The organism is Bacillus sp. IS1, assembly GCF_032461585.1.
GTDB classification, from domain to species: domain Bacteria; phylum Bacillota; class Bacilli; order Bacillales; family Bacillaceae; genus Bacillus; species Bacillus velezensis.
Map to the genome: position 1 here is coordinate 1,424,631 of NZ_JAWCWR010000001.1, position 19,301 is coordinate 1,443,931.

The 19,301-nt window shown below is 45.6% G+C and carries 26 protein-coding genes and 1 riboswitch; of the genes, 8 read left to right on the plus strand and 18 right to left on the minus strand.

What is annotated here, in order from left to right; genetic code table 11:
* Positions 1-36: 36 nt before the first annotated feature.
* The 3 genes from efp to RUW00_RS06775 all read right to left on the minus strand — a co-directional run bounded on the left by efp (position 37) and on the right by RUW00_RS06775 (position 2,342).
* Positions 37-594: an elongation factor P gene (efp, locus tag RUW00_RS06765; protein ID WP_003153123.1), complete on the minus strand. Its 558-nt coding sequence runs from the start codon at positions 592-594 to the stop codon at positions 37-39.
* 24 nt (positions 595-618) lie between these two features.
* On the minus strand, positions 619-1,680 hold the full coding sequence (locus tag RUW00_RS06770; RefSeq protein WP_007612522.1) for a M24 family metallopeptidase: 1,062 nt from the start codon (positions 1,678-1,680) through the stop codon (positions 619-621).
* A 131-nt stretch (positions 1,681-1,811) separates the two neighbouring features.
* Entirely contained in the window at positions 1,812-2,342 is a 531-nt protein-coding gene (locus tag RUW00_RS06775; protein WP_029973882.1) for a YqhR family membrane protein, read from the minus strand.
* 221 nt (positions 2,343-2,563) lie between these two features.
* Here RUW00_RS06775 and RUW00_RS06780 point away from each other — a divergent pair, with 221 nt between their 5' ends.
* Both RUW00_RS06780 and RUW00_RS06785 read left to right on the plus strand, forming a co-directional pair.
* Positions 2,564-3,520 carry a DUF1385 domain-containing protein gene (locus RUW00_RS06780; protein WP_095272370.1) on the plus strand — a complete coding sequence of 319 codons (957 nt, stop codon included), beginning with the start codon at positions 2,564-2,566 and terminating at the stop codon, positions 3,518-3,520.
* Positions 3,521-3,554: 34 nt separating this feature from the next.
* Positions 3,555-3,950 carry an SA1362 family protein gene (locus RUW00_RS06785; RefSeq protein ID WP_007408340.1) on the plus strand — a complete coding sequence of 132 codons (396 nt, stop codon included), beginning with the start codon at positions 3,555-3,557 and terminating at the stop codon, positions 3,948-3,950.
* On the opposite strand, the gene RUW00_RS06790 is transcribed toward RUW00_RS06785, so the two are convergent.
* The 3 genes from RUW00_RS06790 to RUW00_RS06800 form a co-directional block, all read right to left on the minus strand.
* Positions 3,947-4,822: a patatin-like phospholipase family protein gene (locus RUW00_RS06790; RefSeq protein ID WP_003153118.1), complete on the minus strand. Its 876-nt coding sequence runs from the start codon at positions 4,820-4,822 to the stop codon at positions 3,947-3,949. The two genes, RUW00_RS06785 and RUW00_RS06790, sit on opposite strands and share 4 nt — an antisense overlap.
* Positions 4,823-4,936: 114 nt before the next feature.
* Positions 4,937-5,365 carry a transcriptional regulator MntR gene (gene mntR, locus RUW00_RS06795; protein WP_007408338.1) on the minus strand — a complete coding sequence of 143 codons (429 nt, stop codon included), beginning with the start codon at positions 5,363-5,365 and terminating at the stop codon, positions 4,937-4,939.
* A gap of 99 nt (positions 5,366-5,464) precedes the next feature.
* Complete coding sequence (locus RUW00_RS06800; protein WP_003153114.1) at positions 5,465-6,301, minus strand: lipoate--protein ligase family protein; 837 nt, start codon at positions 6,299-6,301, stop codon at positions 5,465-5,467.
* A gap of 195 nt (positions 6,302-6,496) precedes the next feature.
* Between RUW00_RS06800 and RUW00_RS06805 the strand changes: the two genes are divergently transcribed.
* A complete protein-coding gene (locus RUW00_RS06805) occupies positions 6,497-6,877 on the plus strand; it encodes a rhodanese-like domain-containing protein (RefSeq protein WP_007408335.1) in 381 nt (126 codons plus the stop codon).
* 52 nt (positions 6,878-6,929) lie between these two features.
* Here the strand turns inward: RUW00_RS06805 and gcvPB are convergent, their stop codons facing one another.
* The 3 genes from gcvPB to gcvT are packed head-to-tail and all read right to left on the minus strand — an operon-like array spanning position 6,930 to position 10,859.
* Complete coding sequence (gene gcvPB / locus RUW00_RS06810; RefSeq protein WP_094296037.1) at positions 6,930-8,405, minus strand: aminomethyl-transferring glycine dehydrogenase subunit GcvPB; 1,476 nt, start codon at positions 8,403-8,405, stop codon at positions 6,930-6,932.
* Positions 8,398-9,744 (minus strand): aminomethyl-transferring glycine dehydrogenase subunit GcvPA, encoded by a 1,347-nt coding sequence (gene gcvPA / locus RUW00_RS06815; RefSeq protein WP_014418365.1) that lies wholly within the window; start codon positions 9,742-9,744, stop codon positions 8,398-8,400. Before gcvPA ends, gcvPB begins: the two co-directional genes overlap by 8 nt.
* Before the next feature lie 14 nt (positions 9,745-9,758).
* On the minus strand, positions 9,759-10,859 hold the full coding sequence (gene gcvT, locus RUW00_RS06820; protein WP_061890721.1) for a glycine cleavage system aminomethyltransferase GcvT: 1,101 nt from the start codon (positions 10,857-10,859) through the stop codon (positions 9,759-9,761).
* 178 nt (positions 10,860-11,037) lie between these two features.
* A riboswitch (glycine riboswitch) is annotated at positions 11,038-11,138 on the minus strand.
* 144 nt (positions 11,139-11,282) lie between these two features.
* On the opposite strand from gcvT, the gene RUW00_RS06825 reads away from it, so the two are divergent.
* From RUW00_RS06825 to sinR, 4 genes are all read left to right on the plus strand, one after another.
* Positions 11,283-12,953 carry a DEAD/DEAH box helicase gene (locus RUW00_RS06825; protein WP_280145312.1) on the plus strand — a complete coding sequence of 557 codons (1,671 nt, stop codon included), beginning with the start codon at positions 11,283-11,285 and terminating at the stop codon, positions 12,951-12,953.
* A gap of 21 nt (positions 12,954-12,974) precedes the next feature.
* The gene (locus RUW00_RS06830; RefSeq protein ID WP_014418368.1) at positions 12,975-13,769 is read left to right on the plus strand and encodes a YqhG family protein; all 795 of its coding nucleotides are present in this window, start codon (positions 12,975-12,977) and stop codon (positions 13,767-13,769) included.
* A 176-nt stretch (positions 13,770-13,945) separates the two neighbouring features.
* A complete protein-coding gene (sinI, locus tag RUW00_RS06835) occupies positions 13,946-14,119 on the plus strand; it encodes an anti-repressor SinI (protein WP_014418369.1) in 174 nt (57 codons plus the stop codon).
* 33 nt (positions 14,120-14,152) lie between these two features.
* Positions 14,153-14,488, plus strand: coding sequence for a transcriptional regulator SinR (gene sinR, locus RUW00_RS06840; protein ID WP_003153104.1), 336 nt, complete (start codon positions 14,153-14,155; stop codon positions 14,486-14,488).
* Between the two features lie 47 nt (positions 14,489-14,535).
* On the opposite strand, the gene tasA is transcribed toward sinR, so the two are convergent.
* The 3 genes from tasA to tapA form a co-directional block, all read right to left on the minus strand.
* Entirely contained in the window at positions 14,536-15,321 is a 786-nt protein-coding gene (gene tasA, locus RUW00_RS06845; protein ID WP_007408329.1) for a biofilm matrix protein TasA, read from the minus strand.
* Positions 15,322-15,385: 64 nt separating this feature from the next.
* On the minus strand, positions 15,386-15,970 hold the full coding sequence (gene sipW / locus RUW00_RS06850) for a signal peptidase I SipW (protein WP_095272387.1): 585 nt from the start codon (positions 15,968-15,970) through the stop codon (positions 15,386-15,388).
* Complete coding sequence (gene tapA / locus RUW00_RS06855) at positions 15,942-16,613, minus strand: amyloid fiber anchoring/assembly protein TapA (protein ID WP_025649852.1); 672 nt, start codon at positions 16,611-16,613, stop codon at positions 15,942-15,944. Before tapA ends, sipW begins: the two co-directional genes overlap by 29 nt.
* Positions 16,614-16,871: 258 nt before the next feature.
* On the opposite strand from tapA, the gene RUW00_RS06860 reads away from it, so the two are divergent.
* The gene (locus RUW00_RS06860) at positions 16,872-17,201 is read left to right on the plus strand and encodes a DUF3889 domain-containing protein (protein ID WP_012117979.1); all 330 of its coding nucleotides are present in this window, start codon (positions 16,872-16,874) and stop codon (positions 17,199-17,201) included.
* Positions 17,202-17,241: 40 nt separating this feature from the next.
* On the opposite strand, the gene RUW00_RS06865 is transcribed toward RUW00_RS06860, so the two are convergent.
* From RUW00_RS06865 to comGC, 6 genes are read right to left on the minus strand one after another with little or no spacing between them, the layout of a single operon-like run.
* Entirely contained in the window at positions 17,242-17,421 is a 180-nt protein-coding gene (locus RUW00_RS06865) for a YqzE family protein (RefSeq protein WP_003153093.1), read from the minus strand.
* Between the two features lie 56 nt (positions 17,422-17,477).
* A complete protein-coding gene (gene comGG / locus RUW00_RS06870; protein WP_095272391.1) occupies positions 17,478-17,855 on the minus strand; it encodes a competence type IV pilus minor pilin ComGG in 378 nt (125 codons plus the stop codon).
* Positions 17,856-18,251: a competence type IV pilus minor pilin ComGF gene (gene comGF, locus RUW00_RS06875; RefSeq protein WP_095272394.1), complete on the minus strand. Its 396-nt coding sequence runs from the start codon at positions 18,249-18,251 to the stop codon at positions 17,856-17,858.
* A gap of 13 nt (positions 18,252-18,264) precedes the next feature.
* A complete protein-coding gene (gene comGE, locus RUW00_RS06880) occupies positions 18,265-18,579 on the minus strand; it encodes a competence type IV pilus minor pilin ComGE (RefSeq protein ID WP_280145313.1) in 315 nt (104 codons plus the stop codon).
* A complete protein-coding gene (comGD, locus tag RUW00_RS06885; protein ID WP_007612572.1) occupies positions 18,563-19,000 on the minus strand; it encodes a competence type IV pilus minor pilin ComGD in 438 nt (145 codons plus the stop codon). Before comGD ends, comGE begins: the two co-directional genes overlap by 17 nt.
* On the minus strand, positions 18,990-19,298 hold the full coding sequence (gene comGC, locus RUW00_RS06890) for a competence type IV pilus major pilin ComGC (RefSeq protein WP_003153087.1): 309 nt from the start codon (positions 19,296-19,298) through the stop codon (positions 18,990-18,992). The genes comGD and comGC overlap by 11 nt, the downstream gene beginning before the upstream one ends.
* Positions 19,299-19,301 lie beyond the last annotated feature (3 nt).

A 19,301-nucleotide genomic window follows, 5' to 3' on the forward strand; every position in this document is an offset into this window, starting at 1 on the left:
TGCCCCGTAAAAGGAGCAGACTCCGAATTTCTTTAACTACGCTCTTGACACGTAAGAACCGTCTGATGTATTTACAACAAGCGTATCGCCTTCGTTCACGAAGAACGGTACGTTTACGACAAGACCTGTTTCCGTTTTGGCAGGTTTTGTGCCGCCTGACGCCGTGTCGCCTTTAATTCCCGGCTCTGTTTCAACAACTTTCAGTTCAACTGTGTTCGGCAGTTCAATACCGAGCGTTTCAGACTGATACATCATGATGTGCACAGACATATTTTCCAGAAGGTATTTCAATTCTTCTTCGATTTGGTTTTCGTTCAATTCAAGCTGTTCATATGAGCTTGTATCCATGAACACGTGCTGATCGCCGTTGGCATAAAGATACTGCATCGTTTTTGTTTCGATTTGCGCTTTCGCGACTTTTTCACCTGCACGGAATGTTTTCTCCTGAATAGCGCCCGTGCGCAGGTTACGCAATTTTGAACGGACAAATGCCGCTCCTTTTCCCGGCTTTACGTGCTGGAAGTCAACGACGCGCCAAATGCCGCCGTCTACTTCAATCGTTAGTCCTGTACGAAAATCGTTAACTGAAATCATGTTTGATGTCCTCCTATATTCCGATCACAAAATAATTAATTCTTTAGGGGAATGCGTAATTGTCCGGTTGCCGTCCTCAGTGATGATGATATCATCTTCGATTCTTGCGCCCCCAACATCCGGTATGTATATGCCCGGCTCAACCGTTACCGCCATGCCCGGCTCAAGAACGGCCGATGACCTGAAAGACAGCCCCGGTGATTCATGGACTTCCATTCCGAACCCGTGTCCTGTCGAATGGCCGAAATACTGTCCGTAGCCTTTTGCGGTGATGTGATCCCTCGTCAGGGCGTCCGCTTCTTTTCCCGTCATGCCGGGTTTAATATGCAGGACACCAAGCGCTTGGGCATCGTATACGACCTGATAAATCTCTTTCAGTTTATCACTTGGTTCTCCGACCGCGACGGTGCGTGTGATATCAGAACAATAGCCTTTATAATAAGCGCCGAAATCGAGCGTGACCAAGTCTCCCTTTTCAATCAATTTGCCGCTTGCCACTCCGTGGGGAAGGCTGGATCTGACTCCCGAGGCGACGATCATATCAAAGGAAGAGCCGTCTGCTCCTTGACGTCTCATATAAAATTCAAGCTCGTTTGCAACTGAAATCTCTGAGATGCCCGGTTTGATAAACGTCAGAATATGTTCAAACGCATCATCCGCAATCTTCGCAGCTTCCTCTAATATCTTAATCTCTTCACTTGACTTAATCAAGCGCAACTTTTCAACGGAATCCGCGACGGGAACCATCTCCGCTTCCTGCAGCACCGCTTGGTAGGATGCATATGTTCCGTACGTCATGCTGTTTTGCTCGAAGCCGAGTTTTTTAATGCCGTACTCAAGAATCGTATCCGCAGCCGTTTGGATTAAGCTTCCGCCGTGCTCGATAATGTCAAAACCCTTCACTTGCGTCTTCGCCTGCTCGGTGTAACGGAAATCCGTGATAAATGCCGCACGTTCTTTCGATATGACCGCAAGGCCTGACGAACCCGTAAATCCCGTCATATACTGCAGATTGGCGGAGCTTGTCACCAACATTCCGTCTATATCCAGCTGACCGAAAAGATTTCGCAATTTCTCAAGTTTCATTCCCTTTCTCCTCCTCGCCGATTCTTGACTGCCGCCTGACAACACGGGAGCATTCCCGCCCGGTTTTCAGCATAAAAAATGTTCACTTCTCGTGAACATTTTACCATACCGGACAGGGTTTATACACTTATTCACTTGTTGCCGAGCGCCCTTGCAAGCTTGTCTGACGTAAGTTCATTGTAGTTGAAGGAAATTGAGTAGCCGACAAACAAACCGTACAGAATGTAAAGGCAAAGCGTCGTCACGATTGTATCTGATTTCAATTCAGTGATGGATTTCACATCTTCGAAAATCGGATTGAATAAGAAAAAAACCGCACACCATAAAATGACGCCGTACACCATCCCCGGCCACATGGTTTTAAAACGCTTCAGGCAGACGAAATAAATAAACGCCCCGGCAATTGAAATGAATCCGATGACAACGATGCTGACCATCGTGCCGAGCCATTGTTTTTTCCATTCTCCGATCATAAACGGCTGAAGAATCATGTTGGGGCTGATCTCTGAAAAATGAAAGACATACCCGAGATAGCCGATCAAACTCCAAAATACACCGCCGGCAAATCCGATACCGCAAATTCTGCCGGTAAATGAAACAGGCTGCTGATCATCATCCTGCTTCTTTTTTTCTTCCTGTTCTGAATGTTTTTCGCTTGTCATCATGGCACCTCCAGTCATAGACTGCCCCAAAATTGAAAAGTCATAAAAAGCTGCGCCATATTTTCATTCAATGAGTAAAATCTAAAGAAACGGGGTATACTGCATGTAGAAAAAGCATTGATTTCCCAACTGTCTAACTAGAGGTTTACCGCGGTTTCCTGTACAATAGAGTGAAAGGAAATGGTTAGTAAATCCTAAGAAAACAGGCAGGTTGATAAACAATGTCCAAACAAAAAACGCCCCCTGCATACGGCGGGCAGGCTGTCGTTGAAGGGGTCATGTTCGGCGGCAGAAAAAATTATGTTACCGCCATCCGCAGGAATGACGGAAGCATTGATTTTTTCAAGCTTCCGAGAGTGCCGAACGCCAAGCTTTCGGCTTTAAAAAAGATTCCTTTTTTGCGGGGAATCGTCGCCATCATTGAGGCGAGCGCCAATGGCACAAAGCATTTAAACTTTTCCAGCGAACGTTACGGGCTTGATCCTCAAGATGACGCCAAGCTGGAGCAGGAAGATAAGAAGGGTTCGGGCTTATCGATGTTTTTCAGCCTGGCGGTGATCGGCGTTCTGTCGTTTTTGTTCAGCAAATTCGTTTTTACGCTCGTCCCGGTCTTCTTAGCGGAGCTTGTAAGGCCCGTATTTTCCTCAGACGCCGCGCAGATCGGAATCGAAAGTCTGTTTAAGCTGATTCTGCTTCTCGGCTACATTTATTTTTTATCAATGACGCCGTTAATTAAAAGAGTGTTTCAATATCATGGAGCCGAACATAAGGTCATAAACTGTTATGAACAGAATTTGCCAATTACAATAGAAAATGTTCAGAAACAGTCACGGCTTCATTACCGTTGCGGTTCAAGCTTTATTTTATTTACGATCATTGTCGGCATGTTCATCTATTTACTCGTTCCGACAGATCCGCTTTGGTTGCGGATTTTAGACAGGATTGCGCTTATACCGGTCGTTCTCGGCATCTCCTTTGAAGTGCTCCAGCTGACGAACAGAGTGCGGAATATCCCCGTTTTGAAAGTGCTCGGTTATCCCGGCCTGTGGCTGCAGCTTTTAACGACAAAGGAACCGGCGGATGACCAGGTCGAGGTTGCCATAGAAAGCTTTAACGAGCTTCTCAGACTGGAAGACATTTCAGAACAGAGCGAAAAGCCGTCTCACAACGTAATCTGAACCGTTACCGTTATTATTTTGGAGGTGGGCAGTTATGAATCATCGTGTACAACCTTTTTTTGCTGTATTGATAGCGCTTGGCGCATTCGGTTTCATTTATGCGGCGGTAACCAACCCCGGGCAGATGATTTCAAGAGCGATCACCGTTATTATCGCAGGCATCATTATTTATTTTATCGTGAGGACGGTCCTGAACCGCCGCACCGGCCGTGACGGAACCGCTTTCAGAAAAGCGGCCAGACAATCGCGGCTCCGAATGAAGGAGCAAAAAGCGAAGCACCGCGCCGGACACAGAGGCCGGGTCAGCCATTTGCGGAGCGTGCCGAGCAGCAGCAGACCGAAGCCGATGATTCTTAAGAAAAAAAGCCAGACCCAGCTTACCGTCATAGAAGGCAAAAAGAATAAAAAGAAAAACAGAGCGCTTTTTTAATAGCTCCATTGCTTCAAAAATTGCTCTGTTCTGCTTTTTCCTAGCTCAATGAGAGCTAGTTTTTTTTGCGGTGTGAGATGAAACTCCGTCGCCATCACATGTTCCACCGGAATAAAAATAATATTCTGTTCGTACTTTGTCGCGATATGCCTGGCATCATGAGCGTCTTTCATCGTTTCAAACAAAGCCCCGAACAGCTCAAAAGCGTTGCGGATTGATTTTTTCGGGCGCTCTTTTTCGTTGGGCGAAAGTGAAATTCCGATGACCGGCCGTTTGCGTTCTTTTGAATACAGCCAAATCGGGAAATTGCTTAACACGCCGCCGTCAACGACCGTCGAGGTGCCTTTTTCGGTCTTCAGTTTTATCGGTTCAAAAAAATAAGGAATGCTGCAGCTCATTCTGACGGCTCTGGCAACCGGGAACATCTCCGGATTTAATCCGTAGCGGGGAAGATCGTCAGGAAGCACGATCATCGTTCCGTTCGTCAGATCTGAAGCGATGAGACGGAGCGAACCTTTTTTCAAATCGCCGAACGCGATGATGCCCTTCGCTTTTAATTTATCCGCAATCCATTTTTCCAGCATATCGCCTCTGTATAGTCCGAGGCGCCAATATATCGACACCCACTGCAGGATTTTCAGCGGGAGGAATGAGTATCTCTGATCAAGCAATTGCCTTCCGTCCACCTCATCTATGATGGAATGAACCTCTCTGCTCGTATAGCCCGCAGCGATAAATGCGGCAATAATTGCGCCGGCGCTTGTTCCGGCGAGCCTTTCAAAGCGAAAGCCCTTTTCTTCCAGCGCTTCATAAGCGCCGGCAAGCGCCACCCCTTTTATCCCCCCGCCCGAAAATACGCCGTCAATCTGCATAGCGCGCCCTCTCCCTTCCATCTCAAGGTGTATTATTATTTTAAGAAACGGCTGGGCGAAATAGACCAAAGAATGAAGACATTAAAAAAAGGGCGCCCCATTTCGGGCTGCCCTTTATTCACCGGGATTTTCGGTTTTTTTCTGTACGGATTTCAATTCTTTTTTCCGGCTTTCGTCATCTTCGAAATACTGAACGAGGTCGCCGATGCGGTCAATGCTGTTCCAGCTCAGATGATGTTCGATTCCTTCAACATCATTGTAAATCTTCTCTTCATCAACACCAATGATTCTTAAAAACTGCTCAAGCAATTCGTGTCTGTATACGAGCCGTTTGCCGATCTTTTTGCCTTTTGACGTCAATACGAGCCCGCGATATTTTTCATAAATCAAATACTCGTCTTTATCTAGTTTTTGAACCATTTTCGTTACAGAGGAGGGGTGGACTGCCAAAGCTTCCGCGATATCAGAAACCCGTGCATATCCTTTTTCTTCTATCAGCATATAAATCTGTTCAATATAATCTTCCATACTTGGTGTTGTCATAAGTAACCCTCCCAAAAAGCACCTTAACTTTATAAACCATTACAAGTTTACACTAACGGTCATGAAAAAACAAGGATGCTTCCGGTCTGTCAAGCCTTATCAGCGCTTATAATTCCATTCATCAGACGCGTATTTCGTCTCAGCCAGCTCATTGACAAATGCAAGCTCTTCAGACGTGAGTGTGTAAGGCTCAAGATGAATGTTCAGCCCTTCCTCAAAACCGGCTTTAAAAGCGATTCTGGCCTCATCCATCGTTACCCGTTTCGGCGCTAAGGCGTTGATGGCTACCGCTTTGTTTTTGAAATTCCGCTGCATGCGCTCACGGACTCTGTCGCTCGGATATAAAAACAGATCAAACAGCTTATCCTCATCAATGTCAAGCAGGATGGAACCGTGCTGAAGAATGACGCCTTTTTGGCGTGTCTGTGCGCTTCCGGCAACTTTCCGTCCTTCGACGACCAGTTCATACCACGAAGGCGCATCAAAGCAGACGGACGAGCGCGGATTTTTCAAGCTTTCTTTTTCTTTCTCCGTTCGCGGAATCGCAAAGCAGGCATCAAGTCCAAGGTTTCTGAATCCCTGCAGAATACCTTCTGAAATCACCCGGTACGCCTCTGTCACCGTGGCCGGCATTTCCGGGTGATCCTCTGAAACGATTACGCTGTATGTCAATTCTTTATCATGCAGAACACCCCGTCCGCCTGTCGGTCTTCTGACAAACCCGAGGCCGTGTTTATGTACTGCGTCAAAGTTAATTTCCTTCTTAATATTTTGAAAATACCCGACAGACAAAGTTGCCGGATTCCAGCCGTAAAAACGGATCACCGGAGGAATTTTTTTTTGGCTGTGCCAATATAAAAGCGCTTCATCCAGCGCCATGTTAAATGCCGGGCTTTCATTCCCTGAGTCAATAAACCGCCATGTTTCTTTTTCCATACACCTTGAACCCTTCTTTATCGTTTTAATAAAATTAGTTTAACAAACTGCCGCGAAAATGAAAAATATTTCGTTTCATTAAGGATGACAATCGCTTCATGCTTTACTATAATAGTATTTGTCCCAAAACGTCCGGTAAGCCTTGTTTTCAGGAAGCAGGGTTTTGATTTTATAAGCTAAAGGAGTAGAATCGCATTGTCTAATATGATTGCTTTAATTATTGTTGCGGCGTTTATCGTTTATATGATCGTGTCGTATTTTTACCAGCAGCGTTTAATGAAAACACTTACGGAAGAGGAATTCCGCGCGGGCTACAGAAAAGCGCAGCTGATTGACGTCCGTGAGCCGAATGAATTTGAAGGCGGCCATATTCTCGGCGCGCGCAACATTCCGCTGTCACAGCTGAAACAGCGCAAAAGTGAAATCCGTCCTGATAAACCCGTTTATCTGTACTGCCAAAACAATGTCCGCAGTGGACGCGCGGCACAGACGCTCCGCAAACACGGCTGTAAAGATATTTACAACCTGAAAGGCGGATTTAAAAAATGGGGCGGAAAAATTAAAGCAAAAAACTAATCATAAAAAAAGAGCTGTCCGTTTTATACGGAAGCTCTTTTTTTACACCGTGTCAGCGGCTGACGTCAGGTGTATGTTCGTACTTTAAAACCGGCTTTCTTGCCGCCTTGGTTTCATCCATTCTTTTGACAACTGTTGTATGCGGCGCCTCCTGAACGATTTCAGGCGATTCCTCCGCTTCCCGCGCAATTTGAATCATGGCATCTATAAACGCATTAAGCGTTTCCTTTGATTCCGTTTCCGTCGGTTCGATCATGATGCTTTCTTCAACATTGAGAGGAAAATACACAGTCGGCGGATGATAGCCGAAATCCAAAAGCCGTTTGGCAATATCAAGCGTTCGTACGCCAAGCTTTTTCTGCCTTCTACCCGATAACACAAATTCATGCTTGCAATGACGGTCATACGGGAGATCATAATAAGGCGCGAGTCTTCTCATCATATAATTTGCATTTAAAACCGCGTTTTCGGTCACAGCTTTTAAGCCGTCAGGCCCCATGGACCGGATATACGTGTAGGCTCTGACATTAATGCCGAAGTTGCCGTAATAAGGTTTTACGCGCCCGATCGACTGCGGCCGGTCATAGTCAAACGTCAAACGGCCCTCTTTTTTCGTGAGAACGGGTTTCGGCAGATACGGAATGAATTCTTTTTTTACGCCGACCGGCCCTGAGCCAGGTCCTCCCCCGCCGTGCGGCCCGGTAAATGTTTTATGCAGATTAAGGTGAACGACGTCAAATCCCATATCTCCCGGTCTTGCTTTACTTAAAACGGCATTTAAATTCGCTCCGTCATAATAAAGCTTTCCGCCGGCCTGATGGACGATTTCAGCCATTTCCGTAATGTTTTCCTCAAATAACCCGAGGGTGTTCGGATTCGTCAGCATCAGCGCCGCTGTTTCTTCATTTACCGCTCTTTTCAAATCTTCAATGTCAACCAGCCCGTGCTCATTTGACTTGACGGTAATCGTTTCAAAACCGGCGACCGTGGCGGATGCCGGATTCGTACCGTGGGCTGAATCAGGGACAATCACCTTCGTCCGTCCGAAGTCTCCCCGCGCTTCGTGATAGGCGCGGATCATCATCAGACCGGTCCATTCGCCGTGAGCGCCCGCCGCAGGCTGCAGTGTCACCTCGTCCATGCCCGTAATTTCCTCCAAGTGTTCGCTTAAATCGTATAAAAGCTCAAGCGCCCCCTGAACCGTGTCCTCGTCCTGAAGCGGATGAATAGCGGAAAAACCTGCGATCCGGGCAATTTTTTCATTTAATTTCGGATTGTATTTCATCGTACAAGAGCCGAGCGGATAAAAGCCTGAATCAACTCCGTGGTTCCTCTTAGAAAGAGCGGTATAATGCCGCATAATATCGAGCTCTGATACTTCCGGCAGCTTTGCGTCTTCATCGCGGATATAGTCACCGGGAAGAAGACTTTCAAGCTCTGTTTCCGGCACATCAAGCTCCGGAAGGCTGTAACCGATACGCCCTTCGCGGGACATTTCAAAAATAAGCGCCTGATCTTGATTATTCATGTTGATCCCCCAATCCCGCAATAAGCGAATCGATCTCTTCTTTTGTTCTCAGCTCTGTAACGGCAATGAGCATATGCTGATTCAGTTCCGGATACGCAAGGCCTAAATCATATCCGCCGATTATGCCGTCTTGCAGGAGCCGCCGGTTTGCTTCCTTGACGGGAAGATTCAGCCTGACGGCAAATTCATTAAATATCGGGCCGTCAAATGCTACGTGCAAGCCGGCTTTTTCCGCTTGGCGTCTCGCGTAATCAGCTTTCAATATATTTTGGCGGGCCATGTCTTTGACGCCGTTTTTTCCGAGCGCCGTCATCGCGACTGAAGCCGCTAAAGCATTCAGCGCCTGATTTGAGCAAATGTTAGACGTGGCTTTGTCTCTTCTGATATGCTGCTCGCGCGCCTGAAGAGTGAGAACAAATCCTCTTCGCCCGTTTTCATCTTCCGTTTGGCCGACAAGCCGGCCCGGCACCTTTCTCATCAGTTTTTTCGTTACTGCAAAATAGCCGCAATGCGGGCCGCCGAACGCCGCAGGTATGCCGAAAGGCTGCGCGTCCCCGACGACGATATCAGCTCCGCATGCCCCGGGCGGTGTCAAAATACCGAGCGCGAGCGGGTTTGAAGAAACAATCAGCTGGCTGTTTCCTTTATGTGCGAGCGGCTCAATGTCCTTTAACGGCTCGATTTGTCCGAAGAAGTTCGGATACTGGACGATCACGGCGGCCGTTTCATCACAAACGGCATGTTCCAATGCTTCAAGATCTGTGACGCCGTTTTTCGCGGGAACCTCTACAACCTCAATATATTGGCCCTTTGCGTATGTTTTCAAAACATCCCGTGATTCCGGATGAACGGCTGCGGAAATGACGATTTTTTTCTTTTTCGTATGGCCCGACGCAAGCATCGCCGCTTCCGCCAGCGCCGTTCCCCCATCGTACATAGAGGAGTTTGCGATATCCATTCCCGTTAATTCACAGATCATCGTTTGAAATTCAAAAATCGCCTGCAGCTCTCCTTGTGAGATTTCAGGCTGATAAGGCGTATATGCCGTGTAAAACTCTGATCGGGATATCACATGATCGACGATAACCGGCTGGTAGTGATCGTACACTCCTGCACCCAGAAAAGATGCATATGTAACAGCGTCTTTATTTTTCGCCGCAAGCTTTGTCAGCTCTCTCGTCAGCTCAGTTTCTGACTTTGCTTGTTTAATGCGGTAGTCTTTTTGAAACCGTACATTTTCCGGAATATCGGCAAACAGTTCATCAATTGTTTCTGCGCCGATGGCTTTCAGCATTTCTTTTTTATCCTGTTCTGTCGCGGGCAAATATCGATGCTTCATATGACTCTCCTTTTTCAGCTCTGTTTTGGACGTTTATAAAACGGTGTGCGGACAATCTTCGCTTTTACCGTTTTTTTACGGATTTCCACTTCTACTTCCGTTCCGACTTCACTGAATTCCGTTTTGATTAAGGCAAGGCCGATATTTTTCTTTAAAGTCGGAGATTGCGTGCCTGTCGTGACTTCACCGATCGGAACACCGTCTTTTTTCACGGCGTACCCGTGTCTCGGAATCCCTTTTTCAATCATCTCAAGTCCGACCAGCTTTCGCGGGGCTCCTTTTTCTTTCTGTTCGCGCAATACAGACTTCCCGAAAAAATCGGAATCTTTCTTGTGTTTCACGGCAAATCCGATTCCGGCTTCAATCGGTGTAATATCTTTCGTCAATTCCTGACCGTATAAAGCAAGCTTCGCTTCAAATCTCAGCGTATCACGGGCGCCGAGGCCGCACGGAACGAGACCTTCATACTCTCCCGCTGCAAGTATCTCCTTAAATAGATGAACTGCATCTTCATTGCGGCAATATAACTCAAACCCGTCTTCACCGGTATAGCCTGTTCTTGAAAGCAGGACTTGTCGTCCGGCAACGTCCGCCCCATCAATAAACGTAAACGGCTTTAAGGAGGACAAATCACATTCAGTCAGCTTCGCAAGAACCGACTGAGCATTCGGCCCCTGAACGGCAAGCAGTGAAATCCCGTCAGACTGATTCGTCAGCGTGACATCGCCTTCTGCATGTTCCGTCAGCCAAGCGATGTCTTTTTCAATATTGGACGCGTTAATCACGAGCAGATAGCAGCTCTCGCTTTTCTGATAGATCAGCAAGTCATCCACCGTACCGCCGTCAGGATAACACATGGCGGTATAGAGCGCGTTTCCCGGCTTTAAATCGGCAACGTCATTTGTCATCATTTTTTGCAGAAAAGACAGGGCGTCTTTACCGGATACTTCAACTTCCCCCATATGAGACACATCAAACAGGCCCGCTTTTGTACGGACGGCTTCATGCTCCTCTTTAATAGAAGAAAATTGAACCGGCAGCTCCCATCCTCCAAAATCAATCGTTTTTCCGCCGTATTCTTTATACACGTCATAAAGCGGTGTTCGTTTCAGCATCATCTTCCCCCTTCAGTCATTGGCGCATTGTAAAAACATATAAAAAAGGACAGAGAAACACCTCATGAAAATGAAGGTTTCTCTGTCCCGGCACCTGAAAGTTTACTTTATGAACATATCATAAAGACGTCCCCTTTGGTGGCCTGCTTCTTCTAAGTGCAGACACTCTCCAGAGTTGCGTCGAGCAAGAGTTCTTTTGCCTGAGAGATTCACTCCGCAGTTTGCTCCTTCGGCGCCCGGACGCCCATCTTTCGTCCGAGTCTCTCCCCTTGCTGTCATTCGCTCATATTTACCAATTTTATGGACATACTAAAGCAATATCTTTTAGTGAAATCATTACTTATATCCTACCACCCTCACTTACGTCCGGCAACAAAAATTATGATAAATCAGTTTTTTAAAAGAAAGGCGGTTTTGTTACATATGACAGCAGAGATCATATTTGATGCAAACTGGCCGGGAGAGTTTTCTGAGCGGCTGAAAACGGACGGTCCCTGGTCAAATTGGGAGATGTACAAACTGTCGGCTGAAGTCCAGCAGACCCTTGCCATTCCTGAATTTGAAGGATTGAGGGCTCCTTTATACCTGCCCGATTTCACTCCGCTTCCCCATCAGCTTGAAGTCGCGCAGAAAGTCGTTGAAAAAATGAACGGCAAGGCGATTTTAGCTGATGAAGTGGGGCTCGGAAAAACGGTGGAAGCGGGCCTGATTTTAAAAGAATACATGATTCGCGGGCTGGCCAAAAAAATCCTGATTCTTGTGCCGGCATCACTCGTTTCCCAGTGGGTCAAAGAGCTTCAGGAGAAGTTTTTAATACCCGCTGTTGAACAGAAGAAAAGCTATGTGTGGGAACAGTGCGATATCGTCGTTTCTTCTATTGATACGGCCAAACGCTCGCCTCACAAGGACATTGTGCTTTCTATTCCGTATGATCTCGTCATTATTGACGAGGCGCACAAGCTCAAAAACAGCAAAACGAAAAATTATGAATTTGCGAGAAGTCTTGTGAAGAAATACTGCCTGCTTCTGACGGCGACGCCGATTCAAAACCGGATCGAAGAAATCTTCAATTTAGTGTCACTGTTAAAGCCCGGCCATTTAGGAAATGAAAGCGGATTTCAAGAAACCTTCAATCAGAAGGACGGGATTGACGCTCATGAGCATTTGAAAGAGCTCGTCAATAAGGTGATGATCCGCAACACGCGGAGCGACACCGGCCTTACATGGACGAAGCGCCACGTGGAAACAGTGCCGATCACCTTTTCACCGACGGAACAGGCGCTTTACGATGACATTGCCGCACTGAAAAACGGCACGGAAAAGCCCGCAAACGCATTTTCCATTATGACGCTGCAAAGAGAGTGCTGTTCAAGCAGAGAAGCCGTGTATATGACGCTCAAAAAAATGCTTGACCAAAAAGACAAACAAGCGCCCGCATTCGATGATCAGACGATCGCTAATTTAATGGACCGCATTAATCAAGTCACGCAAAACTCAAAAGCGATTCAAGTTGTTGACTTGATCCAAAAGATTAATGATAAAGTCATTATTTTTACTGAATACAGGGCGACACAGATTTACCTGCAATGGTTCCTTCAGCAGAACGGCATAAGCTCCGTTCCGTTCAGAGGCGGATTTAAACGCGGAAAAAAAGACTGGATGAAGGATCTCTTCCGCGGCAAAGTGCAGGTGCTGATCGCTACAGAAGCCGGAGGCGAAGGGATCAACCTGCAATTTTGCAACCATATAATCAATTATGACCTGCCGTGGAACCCGATGCGGCTTGAACAAAGAATCGGAAGGATTCACAGACTCGGTCAGGAAAGAGATGTCCATATCTACAATATGGCGACAAAACATACGGTGGAAGAGCATATCTTAAAACTTCTGTATGACAAAATTCATTTATTTGAAAATGTCGTCGGAGAATTAGATGACATTTTAACAAAAATCAAAGTGAGCAATTTTGAAGACCATTTGCATGATATTTTATGCCATTCGCTGACAGAGGAAGAAATGAGAATCAAAATGGACAATCTCACCTCTTTTCTGTCGTACGGTACGGAAAAGCCCGCCAGAAAAAAAGGATCTTAATCTAAAAGGAGGAAGCGCGACATGAGACAGCAGGAGGTTCACGAATTTTTACTGCGCTTTTTTGAAGCGAACCACTGTCCGATTACAGAACACGGGCCGGGTTTTATGACGGTTCAGTTGACGGTCGAGATGGACAAACAAATTATGAACCGCCCGTTTTATTGGCATTGGCGTGAAAAAACGGGCGGCGAACCGAACCCGATGAAGATCACGTTCATCACTGATAAAGAAACGGCTCCGGAGGATATGGACGGCGAATTTATTTACTTTGGAGCCCCGCGCCTCTTTCAAATCTTTCAAGCAGTTAAACAAAATGGGAGATTTACAAGAATATATGAGAAAATTGTATCAGCCGGAGCCAGAGTGCCGCTTCAGCCCTGGCTGGGATTAAATGTAGTGATTTCATACCAATCCGACATGAAAAAAGACAGACTTTTGTCTTTAGGCCTGCATCTTGTTTCTGGAACAATTATAGAAGGGTTTCAGCAGAAGCTTGCACCGCTTCCGCTGACCTCGCAAATATCAGACTATTGCTTTACCATATCGCCGATGATTAAGCCGGAAAGCGGGATTAAAAGGATGGAGCATTACTTAAAAGACGCTGCCGCCAAAGAGCCGTCAGACTGGGCTGACAGCGCGATCGCCAGATGGAAAAAGGACCTCAGGCTGCTCGATCAGTTTTATGAGCAGACAGAGGAAAAACCTGAGGAATACCATTTGGAAAAACAAGCGCTGAAAGCCTTATATCAGCCGAAAATTCACATTCAGATTGAAAACGGCGGTTTATTTTTCCTGCAAAGTAATTTTTCTGGATAAGCGTTATCCATTCGACACCTTTCCCGTTTTTTCTGGAAATTCTATATTATAATAAAAGTATATAGAAAAAATTTCTGGCGTTTCGCATGCGATGAATCACTTCCAGACATGTAAAGATAAGGTCATGGCCGGATTGGCTGAAATACATAAACAAGTATTTTAGGAGGAGAAAATGCATGAAAAATGCAAAAACAGAATTTTCACAATTAGATAAGGAATGGGTTGAGCTGATATTAGAAGCCCAAAAAGCAAATATCAGCCTAGAAGAAATACGCAAATACCTGCTTTCGAATAAAAAGTCTTCTCAACATATCCAGGCAGCCAGAAGTCATACCGTAAATCCTTTCTGAATGTGCTATAATATCACAAGGAAGGTGATGACATTGATTGGCCAGCGTATTAAACAATACCGAAAAGAAAAAGGCTACTCACTATCAGAACTAGCTGAAAAAGCTGGGGTAGCGAAGTCTTATTTAAGCTCAATAGAACGAAATTTACAGACGAACCCCTCCATTCAATTTCTCGAAAAAGTCTCCGCTGTTCTGGACGTCTCGGTTCATACTTTACTTGATGAAAAACATGAAACCGAATACGATGGTCAATTAGATAGTGAATGGGAGAAATTAGTTCGCGATGCAATGACATCCGGGGTATCAAAAAAACAATTTCGTGAATTTTTAGATTATCAAAAATGGAGAAAAGCGCAAAAAGAGGAGTAGTGCCGCCATATGTGCACAACTCCTCTTTTAACTGTCCGACTTTCGGATTAGTTTTTATCCTCACTGTGAGCCTTTTCATTTTCCTTGACGTAACCGTCTTTATCCGTATGATCTTTCGTAATGGTCAAGCCGTTCCATTGCGTTGCTTCAAAAGAGAATTGAAGAGAAATCGCATTGCCTTGGAACTTGTTTTGCACACTTAATCCGTCCGCAGTTTTTGCGGTGTCATTTTTAAATTGGATTTCCATTCTCACCTGGTCATAATCAGCAGGCGTTTTCGGAACTCCGTCGTACTCAGGAGCTGTTTTGCCGTTAATGGTTGCTACATTGACTTTTCCGCTCTCACTCAGGAATTTCGGATCAATGTGCTTGCTGATCGCTTCGGCAGCTGCTTTATCCTGTTTTGTTGACATTAAGTATAAGTCTTTCAGGCTGGCCGCCTTCAAAATGATATTTTTAGGATAGCCGTTGCCCCCTTCTTTACCGACTGTCAGAACCGTAATTTCAAACTGGCTGAGGAAATCCTCCGCAGATTCATTTCCTTTCTTTGCTCCTTTAAAGTCAGTAAAATTCAAAGCCATCAGCACTTCTTTAATGGCAAGTGAACCGTTGTTTCTGAATTCGAAATCTTTCGTCAATTTATCGCCTGGTTTTAAGTTTGACAAATTGACATTGGCTGATTGTTCTTTAGCCGATAAATCAAGTGTTCCTGACGCAAATGTAGCGTCCGTCGACTTCACATCATTAAATGCGGCCCATGTGCCTCCTCCTACTAATGCTAAACCAAGTGCGGCTGAGGCAACGCCCAAGCTTAATTTCTTTTTCATACCCATGTTTGTACTCTCCCCTTACTTTTTATTTTTGTTATCAAATCCTGTCGCCAGGTTGCAACCGTATTCATGTGGAGATGGTTCCCTTTTTTGCATGTTCTTCCAGCGCTTTCGTTTTCCGCTCAATATCGCGGAGGGCGCTGATAATGACTGTTATTGAGTAAATCAAAAGCATGACGCCGGGAACGATTAACAGAATCGCCGTTCCGATCGGCTGGCTGGCCAAATGTATGACATATCCGGCATACGGAAGCTGATATCCCGTATACTGGGCCGCCACTTTTTCAGCTTGAACGGGTGCGGCATCCGGGGCGGCATTATGGTCCCCTTTTGTCTCAAACAGCAGGTTCCCGTCCTTTTTTGTGATCCCGATTATTCTGTGTGTGACGGCTGTTCCGTCATCTTGCGTAAAGGTGATCACATCCCCTTTTTTTAAGTCATTCACGTCAGAAATTTTCTTTACCGCTATGAGCGAACCCGTCTTAAATTCCGGGTCCATTGAACCCGACAGCACGGATTTCAGCGTATAGCCGAAAATGGCCGGCTCACCCCCGGAAGCCCGGGTCGAAATCACCGTTAACGCCAGCACAATAATCAAGCTGAAGATGACGGCATACAAAATATTACTGATCAGTTTCAGCGTTTTTTTCATGTTCTTCCCCGCTTTCTTTTACCGGCTCAGCCGGCTCTTTCTCCGTTTTCTTTAGATCGGAAACGGTCGCCTGTTCCCGGCATTTGACGAGTTTCATCGGTTTTGACCACTCAAATTTTTCTTCGTCGGCCGGGTACCCTTCAGGCTTGTAAACCTTGAATGCGTATATGCCCGGCTGCAAAGACCGTTTTGACTCAATTTTATAAATCGTTTTGCTTTTTTTATCAGTAATAAGCCCTTTATCCACAACATTGCCGTTTCGTAAAGGCTGCTGCTGAGAAGTGATTTTATGGAGCTCCCATTTCCAGTCAGAAACAGTCCGCTCTTTTCCCTTATTCTCCAGCTCGGCATAGAGCTGAAGCGGCGCACACACGGTGCCTGACGTATCAGTTTGATTTGTTATATGTAAATCACTTTGATCCCAGCGTTCGTCATAACGGCAATCGTCATCCGTATATTGAAAATCTCCGCACGTTTGAACCGGGAGACTGAAGCTTTTCACATCATTGAAGGAGGAACTTGTATCACCTGTGAACTGAGCACATATCATCACGGACAGGCAAAAAATGAACGAAAGCCGTAAAAATAGCATCATCCGCCATCTCACCTTGCCCTTTTTTTCCATTCGCAACAATCGGAACATGCCTTACCCCCTGTAAAACTGTTAATAAATATGACAACCGTTCTCTTTAAAGAACTGTATGAACAAAGTATAATCAAGGATTATCGTCTTGAAAAATGTCAAATTCGGTCAAATTGTTCGTTTTTGAGAATGGTATCTTTCAAAAACATCGTTTTGCTTCAAATTACACACCTTTTTGGAATTTTTTCTAATAAAACGTGAGAAAATAACGAGGTGCCTAGCACAAAATGGAAAGTATATACAGCGAAAGGACGAAGAATGATGATCAAACAAAGTCTGATTTGCCTTTCTCTTCTTGTTTTCGGGGTTTCAGGAACAGCTCAGGCGGAAACGGTGCCTTATTATGCTGTTCACCATAAATCAAAATGGGAAAAGTTAGCAGAAAAAGAAGCTAAAAAAAGATATCCGCTCGCCCAAACGTTATTTATTCAAAAGGTGTGGGATCGGAAAAGAACGGACGAAGCAGTCAAGCAATACCACTTGACATTGCGGGATGGCGCAAAAGAATTTGGTGTGTTTGTTACGATTTCTTTTAATCCCTACAGCCAAAAAGTAAATAAAATTGCCGTCATTGAGGAATACCAATAAGGCCCTCCTGTATCAGGAGGACCTTTCGTGTGATTCAACTTTATTTTTTCCGCTGCATCCACAGCTTAAAACTGTACGGCAATATTCCGAACCAGTGCTGAGAAGCCGGCACTTTCTTTTCTTTCCGCACTTCTTTTCGCTCTCTCCGTTCCTGTTTCGGCGTATCGAAATATTTAACGAATTGCTCAGTCATATATTTTACATAATCATTTGTTTTCACGGCTCTCACCTCATAGTGCTGTCTTTATTATGAAGTGTTGTCCCGCCGCCTCTTTTTTATACTTCCGTCCATTGAATCAGCTGTTTCTTCTTCTGATCGAACAAAAGGGTAGCCTCCCGTCTCGTGCCTGTCATGGTTTCCGCCTGAATTGTAACCTGAACCGTTTCCCGGCGATCACTCCCGGTGATGTGAAAAGAAACGGTGCCGTACGGAAAACGCTGTGTACCAGTTTGGCCCTTTTGTCCCTGTGTCATATGGCGGCTTGACAGCAGCGCGCCGTTTTGGAGCAGGTTCTCTCCGATCCAGTACTCCCCGGCCTCTTTTGCAAATGTTTTTCGGGTGATGAAATCAGATGAAGTATAGCTGATGACAAGTAAAACTGCGGCAGAAACAAACAGAACCGCGGGATATATAAAACCGTCAGATTTGTACATTTAATCACCTTTAAAAGAGCTGTAAACCGGAATGACCGCCTGATACTTTTTACCTGTAACGCTTGAGATCTCTAATAAGAGCAGGCCGTTTTTCACTTCAGCCGTTAATGATGCCGCGTTTTGCAGGATCGGCACGTGGCCTTTTCCGTTTACTCTTTTCCTTATCATCTTATGATAAATTTCAAAACGCACTTCTTCGCCTCCTGTTTTCCGGCATGCTAACGCCCGTCCGCCGTCCGCCGGCTTCACAGTCTCAGCCTGTTTACATTCGTTCATGATCTGCTGAACGGCAATTTGATGCTCCCGGCTGTCTAATCCGCCGTTATCGGTCCGGTTTGATAAGAACAGATGTAAAATCGGGCCCAGGGTGCCTGATAGGAAAAGACAGACTGCCAAGGAGAACAAAACATTAAGAAGCGTAAAGCCAGTCTGTTTTGAGAATGCTGAGGCACATTTCTTTTTCGCCGGGGTCAGCCGCACACACTTTGTAATACTCACCATCCTCCTTCCACTTCACATCGGGAGACGGCGGCTTTTTTCCGGTCATCATATAAGTGCTGATATGTTTCTGAAGAAGCTGGTACGCTTCCTGGCGATCTTCTATTTTCAGACCATCTGTCAGCATGCCCGTCCAGACCGGAATGATAGACGTCATAAGGAACAGCCAAATGGCCATTGCTGATAGTGTTTCAATAGTAGAGAACCCCTTATTTCCGTTTAGCATGGACATTTCCGCTCCCTAAGTAAACTGTGATCTCATAGGTGAACCCGGCGCTCTTCAATTGAATCTTTCCTCCCGAATTCGGATGGCCTTTTTCGTTAAATTCAAGGCTCTCCGGTAAAGTCACAAGCGTAATGTGAAGCGAATCAAAAGAACGCTCGACAATCCTTCCGCCTGACTGCAGTTTGTATTTATGCTCTTTTGGAAGAAAAGTGATTTTTGTTCTTTTATGTTCTGCGATAGCCGTTTCCTGAGCAAGCTGAATATCTTTTTGGAGCTGTTCTGTTTTTTGCCGCACGGCAAGGTGGGTGCAGACCGGCGGAACCGTCGTGAACAAAACCGTCAGCAGGACGGACGCCAGGCTTAACACAATCAGGCTTTCAAGAAGGGTAAACCCATTTTCTGTCCGCCTGTTATTGTTCAACTGTAACTTCTCCGCCACTAATTAAGATCTGTTTACCATTCGGGCAGGCTGTATTCTTTTTGATATACCCCTCTGATTGTAAATCGTTCATATCCGGCATTTTACCTTCATGGTCGATTTCGTACGCCGTCACTTGGGCTTTCACCATATTCTGCAGTCCTTCACAGCCTTTATGCTGAATGCTTTGATTATGTTTTGTAACGTTAGGAATGGTGATTAAAAGCAGAATGGATACGATAAATAAAACAATCAGCATTTCAATTAAAGTAAATCCATCTTGGTTTTTCAGACGAAGCACTCC